The sequence below is a fragment of the Streptomyces sp. NPDC001515 genome, from assembly GCF_053597115.1.
The window spans coordinates 14,810-33,025 of sequence record NZ_JBSFHN010000040.1 but is presented as its reverse complement, the minus strand read 5'-3'; the positions used below and the strand labels follow the sequence as shown (position 1 = coordinate 33,025).

The window sequence follows — 18,216 nt, the reverse complement described above, 5'->3', positions numbered from 1 at the left end:
CCGACCAGGGGTGATGGTGCGGTCCGTTCCGCTTGATCACGGAGCGGGGGCCGCGGCGCCGGTGCCGGCAGCGGCCAGGCAGGTGCGCAGGCGTTCGATGTAGGTGTCGAAGTCCTCGTCGGTCTTCCAGCTCTGGTAGGCGGTGCCGGCGGCGGCGAGGGCCATGTTGAGCTGGAGGATCCCGATCATCGCGTCCTCACCGGGGGTCTGGGCCAGGATCCAGGTCTGCAGGTCGGTGCGCAGTTGTTCTCCGGATGCCTGGCTGGCCCGGGCGAGGGCCGGGGACTGTGCCTTGAGGCGGCGCATGAGCGGCATGCGGTCGCGGAGTCCGGTGTTGACCTCGATCATGATCGCGGCCAGCGAGTCCCAGAGCGGTTCGCCGGGGCTCCGTGCTTCCAGGAGGGTGCGCCAGCGGTCGCGGGCTTCGGGGTCCTGGTCGAAGACGACGGCTTCCTTGCTGGCGAAGTAGTTGAAGAAGGTGGCGCGGGACACGTTGGCGGCGGCTGCGATCTGCTCGATCGTGGTCGCCTCGAAGCCCTGCACCTCGAACAGGCGCAGGGCCGCCTCGCTGATGGCACGCCACGCGGCCAGTTTTTTGCGTTCCCGCAGGCTCATGGATCCTCCCTCCCGGAATCATACTTGCTGGACTCGTCGATTTTTAGACGAGTCTAGTATTCTGGTCGCAGTGGTGGGACGCTTCCCCCGGCGTTCCGCCTTTGGAACGTGAAGGGATTTTCATGAGCAAGGTCTGGTTCATCACGGGTGCGTCGCGTGGCTTCGGCCGTTCCTTCGCCGAGGCGGCGCTCGGCCGCGGCGACAGGGTCGCGGCGACCGCCCGTACCGTCGGCACGCTCGACGACCTGGTGGCGAAGTACGGCGACGCCGTGCTGCCGCTGGCCCTGGACGTCACCGACCGTGCCGGGGTGCGGCAGGCGGTGTCCGCCGCGCACGAGAGGTTCGGCCGGCTCGACATAGTCGTCAACAACGCCGGCTACGGCCAGTTCGGCGCGGTCGAGGAGGTCAGCGAGCAGCAGCTGCGCGACCAGTTCGAGACCAACGTGTTCGGTGTCTTCCACGTCACCCAGGCCGTCCTGCCGATCTTGCGGGGGCAGGGATCCGGCCACATCGTCCAGGTCTCCAGCGTCGGCGGCGTCACCGCCTTCCCCCACACCGGCGCCTACCACGCCTCGAAGTGGGCGGTCGAGGGCCTGTCGGAGTCCCTCGCGGCCGAGGTCGCGGGCTTCGGGATCAAGGTGACCCTGGTGGAGCCCGGCGGCTACGCCACCGACTGGGGCACCTCCTCGGCCGTGCACGCCGAGCCGAACCCCGCATACCAGCCGCTGCGCGAGGCGCTGGCCGAGCAGCTCGCCCACACCCAGTACGGCAGCCCCGAGGCCGCCGGCCAGGCGCTGCTGCAGATCGTGGACGCCGAGAACCCGCCGCTGCGCGTGCTCTTCGGCAGCCACATGGTCGACCACGTCCAGAACGTCTACGCCCAGCGCATCGACGCGTGGACCGCATGGGCTCCCGTCTCCCAGGCCGCCCAGGGCTGACCACGTTATACCGCCCGGCGTCTCACGCCGCGTCCCTGGACCTGTGAGCCGCCGGGCGGGCCGAGAATCCCCGTACCGCCCCTCTCGCCAGCACGGAAAGGCATGATCATGGCCCGCACGACCGCCGTCCGGTGGACCGAGAACGACATCCCGTCGCAGGAGGGCCGCGTTGCCGTCGTCACCGGCGCCAACAGCGGACTCGGTCTGCAGACCGCCCGGGCCCTGGCCGCCCGCGGCGCGCACGTCGTCCTCGCCGTCCGCGACCTCGACAAGGGCCGCCGGGCCGCCGCCCAGATCTCTGACCGCGTTCCCGGGGCCCGGCTCGGTCTGCAGCAGCTGGACCTGGCGTCCCTGGCTTCGGTGCGTACGGCGGCCGGTGAGCTGCGCGAGGCGCACCCGAGGATCGACCTGCTGATCAACAACGCCGGGGTGATGTACACCCCCCGGCAGAAGACACGGGACGGCTTCGACATGCAGTTCGGCGTCAACCACCTCGGGCACTTCGCGCTCACCGGTCTGCTGCTGGAGGCGCTGCTGCCGGTCGCCGGGTCGCGGGTGGTGACCGTCAGCAGCTTCGGGCACCGCATCCGGGCCGGCATCCACTTCGACGACCTGCAGTTCGACCGCTCCTACAACCGTGTCGCCGCCTACGGCCAGGCCAAGCTCGCCAACCTGATGTTCACCTACGAGCTCCAGCGCCGTCTCGCCGCGCACGGCACCACCATCGCGGCCGCCGCGCATCCTGGGGCGGCGGCCACCGAGCTGCAGCAGAACCTGCCGCGCCCGCTGCGCAAGGCGGCCGACCTGATGCTCCCGCTGGTCACCCAGGACGCCGCCATGGGCGCGCTGCCGACCCTGCGCGCGGCCACCGACCCGCAGGTCACCGGAGGCCAGTACTACGGCCCTGCCGGCATGGGCGGAACCCGCGGCTACCCCCAGGTGGTCGCCTCCAGCGGAAAGTCCCACGACACCGCGGTCCAGCAGCGGCTGTGGGCGGTGTCCGAGCAGCTCACCGACGTTACCTTCCCCGTCTGACCCTCTGGCGCTCCGGCCGGGGGATCCGGCGGAGTCAGGCCGACCGACCGAACAGGAACAGCGTGCGCATCATCGTTTTCGGCGCCACCGGCATGGTGGGCCAGGGAGTACTGGAAGCCTGCCTGCGCGAGGAGGAGGTCACCGAGGTCCTCGTCGTCGGCCGCACTCCCACCGGGCGCTCCCACCCCAAGCTCCGCGAGCTCCACCACGAGGACTTCACCGACTTCACCGCCGTGAAGGACCAGTTGGCCGGCTACGACGCCTGCTTCTACTGCCTGGGTACCTCCGCCGTCGGCATGAGCGAGGCCGACTACCGGGTCGTCTCCTTCGACTTCCCGCTCGCCGCCGCCCGCGCCCTGCTGGCCGCCGCCCCCGGCGCCGCCTTCTGCTACGTCACCGGCGCCGGCACGGACGGCACCGGCAAGACTCGCATGATGTGGGCCCGGGTCAAGGGGCAGGCCGAGAACGCCCTGCTGGAGCTGAGCCCCCGCGCCTACATGTTCCGCCCCGCGTTCATCGTCCCCCTGCCCGGGACGAAGGCGAAGACGAAGTCCTACGTCCTGCTCTACCGCATCGTCACACCGCTCTACCCGCTCCTGCGGCGCCTGATCCCCCGCTACGTCACCACCAGCCTGCAACTGGGCCAGGCCATGCTCCAAGCCACCCGCCACGGCTCCCCGCGCCGTGTGCTGGAGACGGCCGACATCAACCACCTCGCCGCCGCCCACACAACCCCCTGACCCCGCCCCGCCCCCGACGCCCGTACGGCGTCGTGCCGCAGTGCCGTCCCGGCCCTCCCGTCCCGGAGGACCGGGCCTGGACCGAACCCGAAGGAGCCGACATGACCGCCACCCCCGTCCCCGCCACCGCCGCCCCGGTCGGGCCTCCCGTGCCGTTCGATCCGGAGCTGGCTCCTGCCCTGGCCGCGATCAACGAGGTCCTGCCGCCTGACGCGTTCGCCGACCCCGCCACCCTGTCTCAGCTGCGGGAAGGCATGCGGGGCGGGGAAGAGCCGCCCCGGGACGCGTTCACCCGCGGCGGCGCCTTCGCCGTCGAGGAGCGCACCGTGCCCGGGCCCGAAGGCGCGCCGGACATCTCCCTGCTCATCTGCCGACCCACCGGGGCCACCGCCCCCACCCCGGTCATCTACCACACCCACGGCGGCGGCATGATCACCGGCGACAAGCGGGGCGGTGTGCCCGAACTTCTGGAGCTGATCGACGGCATGGGCATAGCCCTGGTGTCCGTCGAGTACCGGCTCGCCCCCGAGACCCCGCACCCCGGCCCCGTCGAGGACTGCTACGCCGGTCTGGTGTGGACCGCGGGCCACGCAGTGGAACTCGGCATCGACCCGGCCCGGATCATCGTCGCCGGAGCCAGCGCCGGCGGCGGTCTCGCGGCCGCCCTCGCCCTGATGGCCCGCGACCGCCGCGGCCCCGCCCTGCTCGCCCAGATGCTGATGTACCCGATGCTCGACGACCGCAACGACACCCCCTCCGCCCACCAGATGGCCGGCCTCGGCGTCTGGGACCGCGCCTCCAACCAGGCGGGCTGGGACGCCCTGCTGGGCCAGGCACGCGGAACCGACACCGTCTCGCCCTACGCCGCGCCCGCCCGCGCCACCGACCTGTCCGGCCTGCCGCCCGCCTTCCTCGACGTCGGCTCCGCCGAGACCTTCCGCGACGAGGTCGTCACCTACGCCGGCCGCATCTGGCAGGCCGGAGGCCACGCCGAACTCCACGTCTGGCCCGGCGCCTTCCACGGCTTCGACCTCATGGCCCCCCAGGCAGCCGTCTCCCAGGACGCCCGCGCCGCCCGCGGCCCGTGGCTGCGCCGGATCCTGTCCGCCCAGCGGTGACGCACCAGGCCACCACCACCTGAAGGAACCAACCCCAGCGCCGGAGGCGAGAAGCGGCCGATGACACCCCCCACCCGACAGCACATACGGGCAGCCGTGGCACTGGCCGCCGCCCTCGCCCTCGCCCCGGCCGTCAGGGACCTGCACCGCGCCCTCAGCGCGACCCCGACCGGGGAACGCGCCGAACAGGTCCGCCGCTCCCCGCAGTACCGCGACGGGCAATTTCACAACCGGATCCCCACCCGCACGCTGGAGCCCGGCACCACCCTGGCCTCGACCCGCGCCTGGGCGACGGGCCGCCGCCGGCGCCGCCCCCCGGGCCCGGTCCCCGTCACCACCCCGCCCGCCATCGAGAAGCTGACCCCGGGAGGTCTGCGTATCACCTGGTACGGCCATTCCACCGCCCTGGTGGAGATCGAAAGCGCCCGGATCCTGACCGACCCCGTCTTCAGCGACCGCTGCTCACCCGCCCCACTGCCCGGCCCGAGCCGCCTGCACCCCAGCCCGCTGCCCGTGGCGGAACTGCCGCCCCTGGACGCCGTCGTCATCTCGCACGACCACTACGACCACCTCGACGCACCCACCGTGCGCGCACTCACCCGCCTGCAGAGCGCACCGTTCGTGGTGCCGCTCGGCGTCGGCGCGCACCTTCAACGCTGGAACGTCCCCGCCGCCCGCATCATCGAACTCGACTGGGACCAGAGCGTCACCGTCAACGGCGTACGGCTGACCGCCGCCGAAGCCCGGCACTACTCCGGCCGCGGCCTCACCACCGACAAGACCCTGTGGGCCTCCTGGGTCCTGACGGGCGAGAGGCGGCGCGTCTTCTACAGCGGCGACTCCGGCTACTTCCCCGGCTACGCCGACATCGGAACCGCCCACGGCCCCTTCGACGTCACCCTCATGCAGATCGGCGCCTACGGCGACGCCTGGGCAGACATCCACATGACACCGGAACAAGCCCTCACCGCCCACCACGACGTCCGCGGCGACCTCCTCATCCCGCTGCACTGGGCCACCTTCGACCTCGCCCTGCACCCCTGGGCCGAGCCCGCCGACCGCATCTGGGACGCCACCCGGGCCGCCGGCACACCACTGGCCGTACCCCGGCCCGGTCAGCGCGTCGACGCCGACGCCCCACCCGAAGTGGACGGCTGGTGGCAGCACCTCGCATGAGACCGGGCCCGCGCCGTCACGAAGCCGTGCCGGCGCTGGACGGGTCCGGGTGGCTCTACTGGGCGGTGTAGCCGCCGTCGACGGGCAGGGCGACGCCGGTGACGTAGCTCGCGCCGTCGCTGCACAGCCACAGCACGGCCTGGGCGATCTCCTCGGCGGTACCCAGCCGGTCGATGGCCTGTCCGGCTTCGGCCTGGTCGCGGTCGAGTTCGCCCTTGGCGGCCATGGCGTCGACCATGGGGGTGGCGATGGTGCCGGGGCAGACGGCGTTGATGCGTACGCCGCGCGAGCCGTATTCGAGGGCGGCGCTCTTGGTCAGGCCGATCACGCCGTGCTTGGTGGCGTGGTAGGCGGCGCGGCCGGGGTTGCCGACGAGACCGCCGAGGGAGGAGCAGTTGACGATCGCTCCTGCTCCCTGGTCGCGCATGTGGCGCAGTTCGTGCTTCATGCTCGCCCAGATGCCGCGCAGGTTGATGTTCTGGACGCGGTCGAACTGCTCGGCGCTCTCGTCGGCGGCGTCTGTGGGCGGCGGCATGATGCCGGCGTTGTTGTACGCCATGTCGAGGCGTCCGAAGGTCTCCACCGTGCGGTCGACGGCCACGGCGACCTGGCCCTCGTCGGACACGTCGCAGACCAGAGCGAGGGCCCGGTGGCCGGCGTCAGTGAGGTCGTTCACCGCCTTGGTGACGGCGTCCTCGTCGATGTCGGCAAGGCCGACGGCCGCGCCGGCTTCGGCGAAGGCGCGGGCGGCGGCGAGGCCCATCCCGGAGGAGGCGCCGGTGACGAAGGCGACCTGGCCGGTGAAGTCGTAGGTGGGGTTCATACCGTTGCCGTCCCGTCGGGAAGTGAGGGTGGGGAGGTCAGGGGGCGGCGTCGATGGTGATGCGCCCGGCTCGGCCGAGCTGGGCGGCGCTCACGTCGAGATGGCCGAGGATGAGCAGATCGGCGGAGGCGGCAGGTCCGTCCCGATAGAAAAGCGCCAGGTTGCCCCAGGGGGCGTAGTAGGCGATGTCACCGGTCGTGGCCGCGGTCGGTTCGGGGGCGCTGGCGGTGTCCAGTTTGCGGGGCAGGTCGGCGACCCGCTCGATGCCGTGGAAGTCCGTGAGGTCCAGGGCGAGCGGCAGCAGCTCGGCGAAGTCGCGCGCGCCCGGGCTGTCGTTCAAGGTGGCCCTCACCGGGCGGCCGTCGAGGGTGACGCGGATGTCCATGGCGCTGTTCCTGCCGGTGGTGGTCGACGGGGACGGTGGCGCGGTGGGGGTTGCCGTCCGCTGCCGTCCGGCGGGCTCCGAGACGGAAGCCGTGGTGGCGGCCGGCGTGGCCTCCCGCGGGGCGCCGGAGCAGGCGGCCACGGCCAGCAGCAGAGCAGCCCCGGAAGCCATGCGGACGGGATGGCGAAAGAGTGCGAAGTGCACGGGGAGGACCTCCGGGGCCGTCCTGCGGGCTGGATCAGACGGCCGGAGCGGCGGCGTACTCGTCATCGGTGACGGGAGTCAGCCAGTGCACGACATCGTGGTCGGCATCGCCCTCGTTGATGGCCAGGTGCACCATCAGCCGGTTCGCAGCGGCGCCGTGCCAGTGCTCCTCGCCAGCCTCGAACAGGACGCGGTCACCGGGCCGGATGACCTCCACCGGCCCGCCACGGCGCTGGCACAGGCCGACACCTTCGGTGACGAAGACGGTCTGGCCCAGCGGGTGGCGGTGCCAGTGGGTGCGGGCGCCGGGCATGAAGTGCACCAGGTTCGCGGTGACCCGGGACGGGGCGGGCGCGGCGGCGACGGCATCGATGTAGACATCGCCGGTGAACCAGTCGGCCGGGCCCTTGGCGGTGTCGATCGAGCTGCGGGTGATCTGCACGGGGGTGCTCCTTATACGGGGTGGCGGGAGGGGTCAGGGCTTGAGGAGGGTCTTGATGGCGCGGCGCTCGTCCATCGCCTTGTAGCCCTCGGCGACCTGCTCCAGGGGCAGGGTGAGGTCGAAGACCTTGCCCGGGTCGATGCGGCGGGTCAGGACGCGGTCGATGAGGTCGGGGAGGTAGCGGCGTACGGGGGCGGGCCCGCCGCGCAGGCCGACGTGGGAGAAGAAAAGCTCCTGCCCGTCGACCGCGACGTCGTGGGGGACGCCGACGAAGCCGACGTTCCCGCCGGGGCGGGCCGAGTGCAGCGCCTGGCTCATGGCCTGGGCGGTGCCGACGCACTCCAGCACGCTGTCGGCACCGATGCCGCCGGTCATCTCCTTGATCCGTTCGACACCTTCCTCGCCGCGCTCGGTGACGATGTCGGTGGCACCGAAGGCCAGGGCGAGCTTCTGGCGGGACTCGTGGCGGGACATGGCGATGATGCGCTCCGCGCCCATCTCCTTCGCAGCGATCACGCCGCACAGCCCGACCGCGCCGTCGCCGACGACCACGGCGGTGGAGCCGGGGCGCACCTCGGCGGCGTCCGCGGCCCACCAGCCGGTGCCCATCACGTCGGACACGGCCAGCAGGCCAGGCCAGAACTCCTCGCCCGGCACCTCGTCGGTCGCGACCAGGGTGCCCTGAGCGTTCGGGATGCGGACGTACTCCGCCTGGCAGGTCGACATGAACTCGCGGTTCAGACAGTTCGACGGGAACCCGTTGCGGCAGTTCGCGCAGGTGTTGTCCGAGGTCGCGAACGAGCCGACGACGAACTGTCCGGGCCGGACCGAGGTGACCTCGCTTCCGACCTCCTCGACGAAGCCGACGTACTCGTGTCCCATCGGGTGCGGGTCGCCGATCGGCTCCGCACCTCGGTAGGGCCACAGGTCCGAGCCGCACACGCACGTCACAGCCGTGCGGATGATCGCGTCGTTGGGGTGAAGGATCTTCGGCTCGTCCAGGGTCTCGAAGCGGACGTCGCCGGGGGCGTGGATCACTGCTCCGCGCATGGGAAAGGTTCCTTTACGTGCCGTGGCAGGCGGTCCCCCGGGATCCCGGGGGCCGTCGCGATGTGCTGGGCCGGGTGCCTGCCCGTCGTGACGGCGGGCGGAAAGCACCACGTCATCCAGGTAACCCGCTCCCGACGCCCGGAGCGAGGCACCATCGAGAGGTGTACTGCCAGTACATCCCTATGGCCGTGCGCGGGACGTACCGTCGATGGTGTGGACAACCAGGCAGAGGTCCGCGAGTTCCTGACCTCGCGGCGAGCGAAGATCACCCCCGAGCAGGCCGGGCTCCCCGCAGGCACGCGGCGCCGGGTCCCCGGACTGCGCCGCAGCGAGGTCGCGGCCCTGGCCGACGTGAGCGTCGAGTACTACGCCAAGCTGGAGCGCGGCAACCTCGCCGGCGTCTCACCGGCCGTCCTGGAGGCCGTCGCCCGCGCACTGCGGCTCGACGACGCCGAACGCGCCCATCTGCTCCACCTGGCCCAGGCCGCCGACGGCTCCGACGCCCTCGCCCGCCCCCGCCGCCGCGCCACCACACGGCGGTGGAAGCCGCACCCCAGCCTGCAGTGGACCCTGGACGCGGTCACCGAAGGCCCGGCGTTCGTCCGCAACGGCCGCATGGATCTCCTGGCCGTCAACCGGCTCGCCCGCGCCTTCTACGCCGACGTCTACGCCGACCCCCACAACCAGGAGAACCTCGCCCGCTTCACCTTCCTCAGCCCCGACGCCCGCCGCTTCTACCCCGACTGGGACCAGGCCGCCGACATCTCCGTCGCCATCCTGCGCACCGAAGCCGGCCGCAACCCCCACGACAAGGAACTTCACGACCTCGTCGGCGAGCTGTCCACCCGCAGCGACGCCTTCCGCACCCGCTGGGGCGCCCACGACGTCCGTCACCACGGCACCGGCTCCAAGCGCTACCACCACCCGGCCGTCGGCGACCTCACCCTCGCCTACGAAGGGCTGGAGATGGCCGCCGAACCCGGCCTCACCCTCACCATCTACACCGCCGAACCCGCCTCCCCCTCCGAACAGAGCCTGCGTCTGCTCGCCTCCTGGGCCGCCACGCCCCAGCCCCCCGAACCCGGACCACACACCAGCGACTGAGGATTTGCGAGCGAAGGAGGGCGGAGTCATCACGCCGATTCTGTCGCCAAACGATCGTTTGACGACAGGCAGGCGATGCGCCCAATGAACCCGTGAAATCCGGGGGGCCGCGGCGGCTCGAATCCAATCAGATCCGATGGTGATTGCTGACAGGGTTTGACGACAGATAGGGTCCGATCCTCCGTACGGAAGGGGCCCCACGGTGGCGAACCTGGTCTACAAGCGGGTCTCGACCGACCAGCAGTCGACCGCCCGGCAGAACCTCGTCCTGGACGAGGCCGGGATCGAGGACCCGGTCGTCTTCGAAGAGGACCCGGGCCACCTCCAGCCGCCTCCACCCCCTTCAGCGGCCGAAGTTCAGCGAGCTGCTCACGTACGCGCGGCCGGGCGACACCGTGCACATCTCCGAGATGTTTCGCCTCGTGCGCGGCACCGGGCACATCCTCGACGTGCTCGACGTCCTCCACCGCGACCAAGTCGCCCTGCGCATCCACGACGGCGCGTTCTCCGCGATGGACCTCACCGCCCGCCACCCTCGCACCGGAGAACTGCTGTCCACCGTGAAGTTCATGGTGCAGACCCTCGCCGCCGCCGGCGAACTCCAGCGCGACCTCCAGCGCGAGCTGACGTACGACGGGCTCCGCGCCGCCGAGGCCAAGGGCAGCAAGGGCGGACGCCGCCCCGCCGTGGCGGCCGCGAAGACCGCCGACGTGCGCACCGCATATCTGGAAGGCCGCTCGATCGCCGCCCTCGCCCGCGACCACCGGGTCAGCCGCGGCGCCATCCGCACCGCCGTCGCCGACCTCCTGCCCGACCACACCGCAATCGAGGAGGACGCCCCCGCACCGGAGCTGCCGGTCACCCTCGACATGCCAGGCAAGGTCGCCGACTACCTCCGCACCACCGAGCTGGAGCCCGCCGAGCGCGCGGCGCTCGACCAGGGGGCGATCGTACGGCGCGGCCAGGGCTACACCCTGCGTGTGACCGCCGTCCCTGCGGTGCACCACCAGCTCCTCGCCCGCTGTCAGCCGCTCGACGGCGCCCAGGGCATCCCAGCGGTACCGGCTCAGCGCAAGGCCCGCCGCGAGTACGAGAACCGGGTCAGCGCACTCACACCCTGACCATGATCGTTCTCAGCGCCAACCGCTGTACCGATGTTCCCCGAGGCCGCTGTACGGCAGTTCTTCCACGAGCGAGTCGGTTGCCCGCCGGTGCTGAGTTCACAACAGGTCACCGCCTTCGCCGACGAACTCGCCACGCAGGTCCCGTACGACACCGGCCCCCGCCACCTCGCCGGCCCCGGCGATGCCCGCCACGTCACCCACGGTCTGGCCGCCGCCGGCTGGGACACGGTCTCCGACCCCCTGAGCCCCAAGGTCATCCTGGTGAGTCCCGATCGCCGCCACCACCTCCAGTTCGATCCCCAGCCCCGCTCCTCTGCACGGTGGCGGCTCCGGGCAGAACCGGCCCACAGCAAGCCCGGCTGGCACGCCGAGTTCGGAGCGCACGTGCCTGCCGAGGTCCTCGCCGGCCTCACCGACGCGCTCGTCGCCCGCACACATGTCAGGTCACCGAGCCCGCTGTCCGAACTGGACGCGGCGGGCTGGCTCATCGACGGCCGGGGCATGGCCTACACGGACAACTGCACGGTGGAGCGCCACTCCGGACAAGGCCCCAGAACCGTTCCGTGGGATCAACAGGGCCCCGTTGCCTGGTACATCAGTGTGCGCGACCTCCCGCCCGACATCGGCAGCAGTGGCACCCATCTATGGCACGCCACCTTTCACCGCGGTACGCCCGAGCACCTCGTCGCCGCGTTCTTCACCGCACTCGTCGACACCGCACCTCTGCAGCGCGGACTGGTCGACCCCACGGCCACCTACGGCGTGACGCAGGACCGCAGCCCGCTCACTGCGGAGCAGACAGCCGACGCGTACACCCGCCGGATCAAAGCAATCCGTGCAAGGGCCCGCTCGGCACACCGCCGGCAGACCCACTCCGCGACCGCAACGGTCCCGCCCAAGCCCGTTCCCCCGGCCCGCCACTGAACCGACAGGACCCCTCCCATCTCCCGAGACCACCACCATTCCCTGCGCCGCCTCGACGACTACCTGCGCGACAGCAAGAAGATCCTCGCCACCTGGGACGCCTACTCCGAGGAGCACACCGACCTCGACGGATGGCCCCACGACGACCACGCCTACGGCCTGCGCGCAAGCCAACGCGACGCCGAGACGGCAGAAGCGTTCGAGTCGCTTCGCCACGGCGCCCGGCACCTGCTGGCCACAGCCGAGGCACAGCTGACCCGGCTTCCGGCAAGCACGGTCCAGAGCCGCTGGGTCTACCACCTCGGCGTCCTGCGCAACGCCCTCGACCGCCTCGACGAACTGCACGAGCAGTGGCTCCTCACCCTCGATGCCCTCCCCACCACCGCCCAGCCCGGCACACCGGACTACGACGACGCCCTCGCCGGCCACCACGCCGAATCGTGGAGCTACCTCGACGACTGGGCCACCCACGGCACCGCGATCCTGGAAATCAACACCGCGGCCCGCACAGCACCCTCCCTACTGGCCCCCACCCCGGCCCTCGCACCCGTCCGGCGAACGGCGGCACGAAAGTGACCACGGACACCGTCGAGGTCGACTTCATCACCCCGCGCCACCTCGCCAGCGGGGGCGATCCCGCCTGGATCACCATTCCCCTCCACCGCGCATGTGGCTGGAGCCACGGCAACGACCCGTTGATGCCGCGCGTGCTGCTCGCAAGCCCCGACCAGGCGGCCCTTCTGCGCCTGGAGCCCCGCCCCGACCGTCCGTGGTGGACGCTCCGGCACGCCGCCGCACCGGACCGACCCGCGTGGACCGCGACCTTCGGTGCGCGCACACCGGTCGAGTTGATCGCCGCCGTCACCGACGCCCTCACCGACCCGGCATCCACCCACGACTCATCGTGCGACCCGTACTCATCGCTCCGACAGGCGGGCTGGACCCGGTACTTCGACGACGGACTCGTCTCCTTCGACAACACGTCGTACATCGAGCGCCTTGCGCCACCGGCCGAAACCGGAGCCTGGGCAGTCACCACCATCGCAGTCGGCCCCCGAGACGGGGGCTGGAGTGCATACTTCGGTGCTCATACCCCGCGCCACCTCGTGGCCGCTTTCACCGCTGGGCTCGCCTCCCCGGAACCTCTGCTCCGTAGGGACAGCGGAAGGACGCCGAACCATTCGGTCCGCGAGACCCGACGAGTGCCCGCCGCAGATGTCGCCGGCGCGCTGGAGGACCGGATCCGGTCACTCGCCTCCCGGTACACCGCCCCCGCGGTGGTGCCGGTCCCCTCTCGGCACAGCCCACCGAAGTATGGCCGCAGCCGCTGACCTTCGCACTCACTGTCTCTCCCCCGGAAGTACGTAGTCGTTGCCCCCTCCCTCCTCCAGCAGCAACACCGACGGATACGACCTCGTCCTGCGCCTCCTGCTCGGCGCGATCGCGGTTCTCGTCCCTCTCACCCATCTGGCCTGGCTGTCCGGAAACGTCACCGCCTACCTCACCGGCGCCACCCCTGCCCGATACGAGCCGACAGCTGCCCTCCTCCACCCCCACCAGGTCTGGCCCACCGCCGGAGAGACGTCCCTGCTGATCGGCGCCCGCGTCGTCCCCGTTGTCGTGTTCCTCGTCCTCGGGGCTACGGCAGGCGTTCTATGGACCCGGCGCCGAAGCCGGGGCGGCCGAAAGAAGATCACCGACATGGCCAAGGCCCAGGACATCGAACCGCTGATGGCCAAAGCGATCACCGCGAAAGCCCGCTCCCTGCGCCCCAGCCTCAAGGACTCCAAGCACATCGCGGCCAAGGACACCGGTGTCCTACTCGGCAACCTCAAGGGCACCCGTCACGAGGTCCGCATGGGATTCGAGGATGTCGCCGTCGCGATCATGGCCCCGCGCTCCGGCAAAACCACCTCGCTCGCCATCCCGTCCATACTCGGCGCCCCCGGACCGGTCCTGCTGACGTCGAACAAGGCCGCCGGGGACGCGGTCACCGCCACCCACGAGATGCGGGCGCGGGCGGGGACGGTGTGGACCATGGACCCGCAGCAGATCGCGCACGCCGCCCGCGAGATGTGGTGGAACCCCCTCGCCTCGGCGAAAACCCTGGACGGCGCGAACCGGCTCGCGGGGCACTTCCTCGCCGCGTCGGTGGACGCCTCCCAGCAGGGCGACTTCTGGTCGAAGGCCGGCAGCAACATCCTGTCCCAACTACTGCTGGCCGCAGCACTCGACGAGCGCCCGATCACCGACATCATGCAGTGGCTCGCCTTCCCCGCGGACCGCACCCCGCTCGACATCCTGCGCGACCACGGCTTCGCCGCCGTCGCCGCCCAGCTCAAGGGCACCGTCGAAGGGCCGCCCGAGACCCGCGACGGCATCTACGAGACCGCCCGGCAGTACGCCTCCGCCCTCCTGAACGCGGAGATCGCCGCGTGGGTCACCCCGCAGAAGGACGTCCCCGAATTCCGCCCCGAACTGTTCGTCACGTCCACCGACACGCTGTTCCTGCTCAGCAAGGACGGCGGAGGCGGGGCCTCGGCGTTGATCGCCGCGTGCGCGGACTCGGTCATGCGAGCCGCGACCGCACAGGCCGAACGCGCCGGCGGGCGCCTCGACCCGCCCATGCTGGCGATCCTCGACGAGGCCGCCAACGTGTGCAAGATCAGCGACTTGCCGGACCTGTACTCCCACCTCGGCAGCCGCGGGATCATTCCCATCACCATTCTCCAGTCCTACCGCCAGGGCCAGAAGGTCTGGGGGGACGCGGGCATGGACGCGATGTGGTCCGCCTCCACCGTCAAGGTCATCGGCTCCGGAATCGACGATCCCGACTTCGCCGACAAGCTGAGCCGCCTGATCGGCGACCACGACGTGGAGACCACCTCCACCTCGCACTCCGAGTCCGGCAAGAGCACGTCGGTGTCGATGCGGCAGGAGCGGATCCTGCCCGCCGACGCGATCCGCGCACTACCCAAGGGCACCGCGCTCTGCTTCGCGACCGGGATGCGCGTCGCCGTGCTCGATCTTCGGCCGTGGTACCTCGAACCCGGGGCGGAGGAGCTGTCCGCCGCCTCTGCCCGCGCATCCCAGGGCATCACCGCCCGCGCCGTCGCCAAGGCGGCTCCGAAGCAGTCCGACTTCGACACCGCCGCCTGACCCACCACCCCTCACCTCTCCACCGCACCTGCTTTGCCCGTCTTCCGTCCCGCCTGGAGTCCGGCCCTTTGATACCCGTCCACGAAGTTCCCGACGACTGGAACGTCGCCGGCATCGTCGATTCCTACGCGCCCGTGCGGCAGGCGCCACCGCTCACCGTCAGGCCAGCACTGTCCGCCGGATGCGCGGCCTCGCCTCGTACGCGCGCGTGAATCCCGACGCCACACTGTTCGAGGTTCCGCCGCCGCCGACCCCCGTCGAGCGACTGCTCCACCTGGCCGGTCAGTACGTCCAGCACAACGACGCCCTCGATCTCCTCCTGTCCTCCACCGCCCCGCCTCGGCCGGACACCCACGCCGAGTCGGCGCTGCGCCTGGCAGCCGACACCCAGTCCGCGATCAAGGCGATCAAGAACGAACGACTCTACGAGAGAGCGGAGCTGACCGAGACGGTCATGCGCCTGCAGCAGCTTGCCTTCCTCGCCACCGCCTCGTCGGACCTCCCTACCGGGACGGCCCGGGAACTGACCGCTCTGGCCCCGGAAGCGGCGGTCAGCTGCGCAGTGACCCTGGCCGACGAGACCCGTCGGCGCCGCTGGTCCTCCGCCCCAGCCACCGATCAACGGCTGACCGCCGTCCAGTACAACGCCCTGACCGAGATCGCCCGCGGGCACGTCGTGACCGGCAGTTCGCTGGGCCGGGAGTTCACACGCTCCCGCGAACCCAAGGTGCTGATGAGCACCCTGCGCGCGCTGGAGGCGAAGGGCCTGGCCGAGAGAACCGCGGCCTCGGCGCACGCCGCCTACATCGGCGGCCCGCCCCAGAACCGCGTACGCCTCACCGCACCAGGAATCACCTCCCTCGCCTCGGTCATCGGACGGCCCCCCGCAAGGCCGAGCACCACGTCCCCGTCCCATCCCCTCCCGGCCACCACACAGGCCCCCGCCCAAACCCGCTGAACCATCCCAGGAGCAACCCATCCCCACGACCCCGATCGATCACCACAAACAAGTACGCCAGACAGGGCAGTCGACCCGCGACTTTGAAGCCCTCCGGGTGCGCCCGCACGACGTGTCGTACACGCCCGGCAAGCCCCGTCCTCGCTCCACCCTCTCGACGGCGGAGTCCACAGCTCCGAAGGCCGCAGCGGCGCGGGCGGTTCGCCGATGAGCCCGTACGCTCCCGACGAACGGGTTCTGGTCTCCCCGCGGTACATGGCTGGTGCCGGGGACCGGATCGCCGACGTGATCGGCCCCCTTACCCACCTCTTCGGCTGGAAGGCCGAGCAGAATGTCGGCTACGTGGACGTCAGTGTCGGCAGCCCCGACGGCAGCGTGGCGGTCGACATCGCTCTGCTGGAGCCGCTCGGAAGATGGATCAAGGTCGCCCACCACGAGCCGTACTGGGAAGCGGTGTTCAGCCGACAGGCCCCACTGGAAGCAGTGGCCGCGTTCACCCAGGCCCTGCCCCAGCTCCTCGGCGATGACCGCCACGCCGAGCGGATCCCGGTCACACGAGAGCCCTTGGACCAGGTTGCCGCCCTCAACGGCTGGTCCGCCGAAGGCAACTCCTTCGTCTCGCCCGACCGCTACTGCCGAATCGAGAAGATGCCGGACGCGGACGATGGCTGGAGCGTCGAGCACGTCCACTTCGAGGGGACGGCGACGATGGCCACCTTCACGCGGGACACCCCCGAGCACCTCGTCGGCAACTTCTTCACGCATCTCGCCTCGCCGATCGCCGTGGAGCGTGACTTCGCTGACGTCCCCCTCAACACCCAGCAAAACCACAGCAGCCTGATCACCCCGGTCCGCGGCGCTGCAATCAACCCACAGGTCGCTCACGCCCTCGCCCAGCTCGGCATCCCACACCGTCGCTAGCCATTTCCGTTACGGAGCCACCCCTGCCCCAGAAAGCCCTCCCCGTTGAGCCTCATCGCTCAGACGGGCACTGACCATTCGTCCCTTAACTTCCTACACCTCCCGGCTCCCCCTCCGTGCTCGACTTCGCCCGTGTGCTCGCCGAATCAGATACCTGGCGCTACTCTCCGCGACGTCACCGTGCACTTCGCCGTCCGGCGCCAAGCAGCAGCCCAGCACGGCTACCGCTCCCGCGGCGGCCCCGTGGCGGTCTACGCCCAGGCCCTGCACGCCCATCTCTACGGTCCGCCAACGAACGAGGAACGCCTCCCGCCGCCCTGGCGCGCACTGTTGAGAACGAGCGCTGCGGAGCCGACCGTCGCCTCGGCCGCCGACCTGCTCGACGGGCTCCTCGCGCTGTGCCACGCGCTGCGCCGAGAGCACTCCCAGTCGCCCGCCGTACCCGTACCGCCGACGCGCCGAGATCCCCCTCCGCTCCCCCACGCCCTCCAGGACCCACCATCACCGAACAGCCCCAGTTTCGCGCCCTGTCTCTCGGCGCCGGAGTCCAGTCCAGTGCCCTGCTCGCCCTGTCCGCCGCAGGTGCCCTTCCCAAGGTCGACTACGCGATCTTCGCCGACACCGGCTGGGAGCCCCGCGCCGTCTATGAGCACCTCGACCGCCTGGAGCGTGAGATAGCCGCCCCGGCCGGCATCCCCGTCCTGCGCGTGTCCACCGGGAACATCCGCGACGACGCGCTCGACCCACACCACAGGTTCGCCTCCATGCCGCTCTACATCCTCAACCAGAACGGCAAGGCCGGGATGACCCGGAGGCAGTGCACCGGCGAATATAAGATAAAACCAATAAAAAAGCAGGTCAGAGCCCTCCTCGGTTACCCCTACCCCGCCCGGATCCCGCGGGAGGTGTTCGTCGAGCAGTGGGTCGGCATCTCGACCGACGAGTTCCACCGCGCCAAGGACGCGGACGTGAAGTACATGCGCAACCGGCACCCACTCATCGACCTGGGCTGGTCGCGCACCGACTGCATCCGGTACCTGTCCTCGCTTGACCTCGCCAACACCCCGAAGTCCTCCTGCTTGGGGTGCCCGTTCCACGGCAACGCGCAGTGGCGCCACATCCGTGATACCTCGCCCGAGGAGTGGGCGGACGTAGTCAAATTCGATGCTGCCATCCGGCAGGGCAACGCCCGCGCCAACGCCAGCGGCAACCGCCTGCTCGGCCAAGCCTTCCTGCACCGCTCACGAATCCCGCTGGCCGAGGCCCCCATCGACCACGTCACCGCCGCTGAGTGGGCCGCCCTGCAGCAGGAACTCGGCGACGATGAAGACGCCGCCGCACTGGAAGAGGGCGTCACCGACGGATGCTCGCCCTGGGCTTGCCGGGGCGAGGCAGACGCCCTGACCCGTGACGACTTCGGGCTGGCCACATGATCGTGCTCGATCTGTTCGTCGGCCCCGGCGGATGGAGCTACGCCCTGACCGTTCTCGGCGTACACGA

18 protein-coding genes are annotated in these 18,216 nt (G+C 70.9%); 13 read left to right on the top strand and 5 right to left on the bottom strand.

Features of this window, described 5'->3' with window-relative positions; translation table 11 throughout:
• Positions 1-36: 36 nt before the first annotated feature.
• Positions 37-615, bottom strand: coding sequence for a TetR/AcrR family transcriptional regulator (locus ACWCXC_RS32085; RefSeq protein WP_376250061.1), 579 nt, complete (start codon positions 613-615; stop codon positions 37-39).
• Between the two features lie 122 nt (positions 616-737).
• On the opposite strand from ACWCXC_RS32085, the gene ACWCXC_RS32080 reads away from it, so the two are divergent.
• From ACWCXC_RS32080 to ACWCXC_RS32060, 5 genes are all read left to right on the top strand, one after another.
• Positions 738-1,553 (top strand): SDR family oxidoreductase, encoded by an 816-nt coding sequence (locus tag ACWCXC_RS32080; RefSeq protein ID WP_351730932.1) that lies wholly within the window; start codon positions 738-740, stop codon positions 1,551-1,553.
• A 108-nt stretch (positions 1,554-1,661) separates the two neighbouring features.
• Positions 1,662-2,588 (top strand): SDR family NAD(P)-dependent oxidoreductase, encoded by a 927-nt coding sequence (locus ACWCXC_RS32075; protein ID WP_376250059.1) that lies wholly within the window; start codon positions 1,662-1,664, stop codon positions 2,586-2,588.
• Between the two features lie 62 nt (positions 2,589-2,650).
• The gene (locus ACWCXC_RS32070; RefSeq protein ID WP_376250058.1) at positions 2,651-3,328 is read left to right on the top strand and encodes an NAD-dependent epimerase/dehydratase family protein; all 678 of its coding nucleotides are present in this window, start codon (positions 2,651-2,653) and stop codon (positions 3,326-3,328) included.
• A gap of 101 nt (positions 3,329-3,429) precedes the next feature.
• On the top strand, positions 3,430-4,446 hold the full coding sequence (locus ACWCXC_RS32065; RefSeq protein ID WP_450891320.1) for an alpha/beta hydrolase: 1,017 nt from the start codon (positions 3,430-3,432) through the stop codon (positions 4,444-4,446).
• Between the two features lie 60 nt (positions 4,447-4,506).
• Positions 4,507-5,622, top strand: a complete 1,116-nt coding sequence (locus ACWCXC_RS32060; protein WP_376250057.1) for an MBL fold metallo-hydrolase — start codon at positions 4,507-4,509, stop codon at positions 5,620-5,622.
• A 55-nt stretch (positions 5,623-5,677) separates the two neighbouring features.
• Here ACWCXC_RS32060 and ACWCXC_RS32055 read toward each other — a convergent pair whose 3' ends face one another.
• The 4 genes from ACWCXC_RS32055 to ACWCXC_RS32040 form a co-directional block, all read right to left on the bottom strand.
• Complete coding sequence (locus ACWCXC_RS32055) at positions 5,678-6,445, bottom strand: SDR family NAD(P)-dependent oxidoreductase (protein ID WP_351730947.1); 768 nt, start codon at positions 6,443-6,445, stop codon at positions 5,678-5,680.
• 37 nt (positions 6,446-6,482) lie between these two features.
• Positions 6,483-7,001, bottom strand: a complete 519-nt coding sequence (locus tag ACWCXC_RS32050) for a cyclophilin-like fold protein (protein WP_450891319.1) — start codon at positions 6,999-7,001, stop codon at positions 6,483-6,485.
• A 67-nt stretch (positions 7,002-7,068) separates the two neighbouring features.
• On the bottom strand, positions 7,069-7,476 hold the full coding sequence (locus ACWCXC_RS32045) for a (R)-mandelonitrile lyase (RefSeq protein WP_351730953.1): 408 nt from the start codon (positions 7,474-7,476) through the stop codon (positions 7,069-7,071).
• A gap of 33 nt (positions 7,477-7,509) precedes the next feature.
• Positions 7,510-8,526 carry a zinc-dependent alcohol dehydrogenase family protein gene (locus ACWCXC_RS32040; RefSeq protein ID WP_423524912.1) on the bottom strand — a complete coding sequence of 339 codons (1,017 nt, stop codon included), beginning with the start codon at positions 8,524-8,526 and terminating at the stop codon, positions 7,510-7,512.
• A gap of 213 nt (positions 8,527-8,739) precedes the next feature.
• Between ACWCXC_RS32040 and ACWCXC_RS32035 the strand changes: the two genes are divergently transcribed.
• From ACWCXC_RS32035 to ACWCXC_RS32000, 8 genes are all read left to right on the top strand, one after another.
• Positions 8,740-9,630, top strand: a complete 891-nt coding sequence (locus ACWCXC_RS32035; RefSeq protein WP_450891318.1) for a helix-turn-helix transcriptional regulator — start codon at positions 8,740-8,742, stop codon at positions 9,628-9,630.
• A 395-nt stretch (positions 9,631-10,025) separates the two neighbouring features.
• Positions 10,026-10,751: a recombinase family protein gene (locus tag ACWCXC_RS32030; protein ID WP_450891317.1), complete on the top strand. Its 726-nt coding sequence runs from the start codon at positions 10,026-10,028 to the stop codon at positions 10,749-10,751.
• 90 nt (positions 10,752-10,841) lie between these two features.
• The gene (locus ACWCXC_RS32025) at positions 10,842-11,678 is read left to right on the top strand and encodes a DUF317 domain-containing protein (protein ID WP_450891316.1); all 837 of its coding nucleotides are present in this window, start codon (positions 10,842-10,844) and stop codon (positions 11,676-11,678) included.
• A 572-nt stretch (positions 11,679-12,250) separates the two neighbouring features.
• Positions 12,251-13,009 (top strand): DUF317 domain-containing protein, encoded by a 759-nt coding sequence (locus ACWCXC_RS32020; protein WP_450891315.1) that lies wholly within the window; start codon positions 12,251-12,253, stop codon positions 13,007-13,009.
• A gap of 40 nt (positions 13,010-13,049) precedes the next feature.
• The gene (locus ACWCXC_RS32015) at positions 13,050-14,837 is read left to right on the top strand and encodes a type IV secretory system conjugative DNA transfer family protein (RefSeq protein ID WP_450891314.1); all 1,788 of its coding nucleotides are present in this window, start codon (positions 13,050-13,052) and stop codon (positions 14,835-14,837) included.
• A 181-nt stretch (positions 14,838-15,018) separates the two neighbouring features.
• A complete protein-coding gene (locus ACWCXC_RS32010; RefSeq protein WP_450891313.1) occupies positions 15,019-15,795 on the top strand; it encodes a hypothetical protein in 777 nt (258 codons plus the stop codon).
• A gap of 207 nt (positions 15,796-16,002) precedes the next feature.
• Positions 16,003-16,716, top strand: a complete 714-nt coding sequence (locus ACWCXC_RS32005) for a DUF317 domain-containing protein (RefSeq protein ID WP_383651138.1) — start codon at positions 16,003-16,005, stop codon at positions 16,714-16,716.
• Positions 16,717-17,276: 560 nt separating this feature from the next.
• Positions 17,277-18,149 carry a hypothetical protein gene (locus ACWCXC_RS32000; protein ID WP_450891352.1) on the top strand — a complete coding sequence of 291 codons (873 nt, stop codon included), beginning with the start codon at positions 17,277-17,279 and terminating at the stop codon, positions 18,147-18,149.
• Positions 18,150-18,216: the final 67 nt, after the last annotated feature.

Excerpts from the sequence above, each read along its gene's own strand:
- ACWCXC_RS32085 (WP_376250061.1), bottom strand. The coding sequence starts at position 615 with ATGAGCCTGCGGGAACGCAAAAAACTGGCCGCGTGGCGTGCCATCAGC.
- ACWCXC_RS32080 (WP_351730932.1), top strand. The coding sequence starts at position 738 with ATGAGCAAGGTCTGGTTCATCACGGGTGCGTCGCGTGGCTTCGGCCGT.
- ACWCXC_RS32075 (WP_376250059.1), top strand. The coding sequence starts at position 1,662 with ATGGCCCGCACGACCGCCGTCCGGTGGACCGAGAACGACATCCCGTCG.
- ACWCXC_RS32065 (WP_450891320.1), top strand. The coding sequence starts at position 3,430 with ATGACCGCCACCCCCGTCCCCGCCACCGCCGCCCCGGTCGGGCCTCCC.
- ACWCXC_RS32060 (WP_376250057.1), top strand. The coding sequence starts at position 4,507 with ATGACACCCCCCACCCGACAGCACATACGGGCAGCCGTGGCACTGGCC.
- ACWCXC_RS32055 (WP_351730947.1), bottom strand. The coding sequence starts at position 6,445 with ATGAACCCCACCTACGACTTCACCGGCCAGGTCGCCTTCGTCACCGGC.
- ACWCXC_RS32050 (WP_450891319.1), bottom strand. The coding sequence starts at position 7,001 with ATGGCTTCCGGGGCTGCTCTGCTGCTGGCCGTGGCCGCCTGCTCCGGC.
- ACWCXC_RS32040 (WP_423524912.1), bottom strand. The coding sequence starts at position 8,526 with ATGCGCGGAGCAGTGATCCACGCCCCCGGCGACGTCCGCTTCGAGACC.
- ACWCXC_RS32010 (WP_450891313.1), top strand. The coding sequence starts at position 15,019 with ATGCGCGGCCTCGCCTCGTACGCGCGCGTGAATCCCGACGCCACACTG.
- ACWCXC_RS32005 (WP_383651138.1), top strand. The coding sequence starts at position 16,003 with ATGAGCCCGTACGCTCCCGACGAACGGGTTCTGGTCTCCCCGCGGTAC.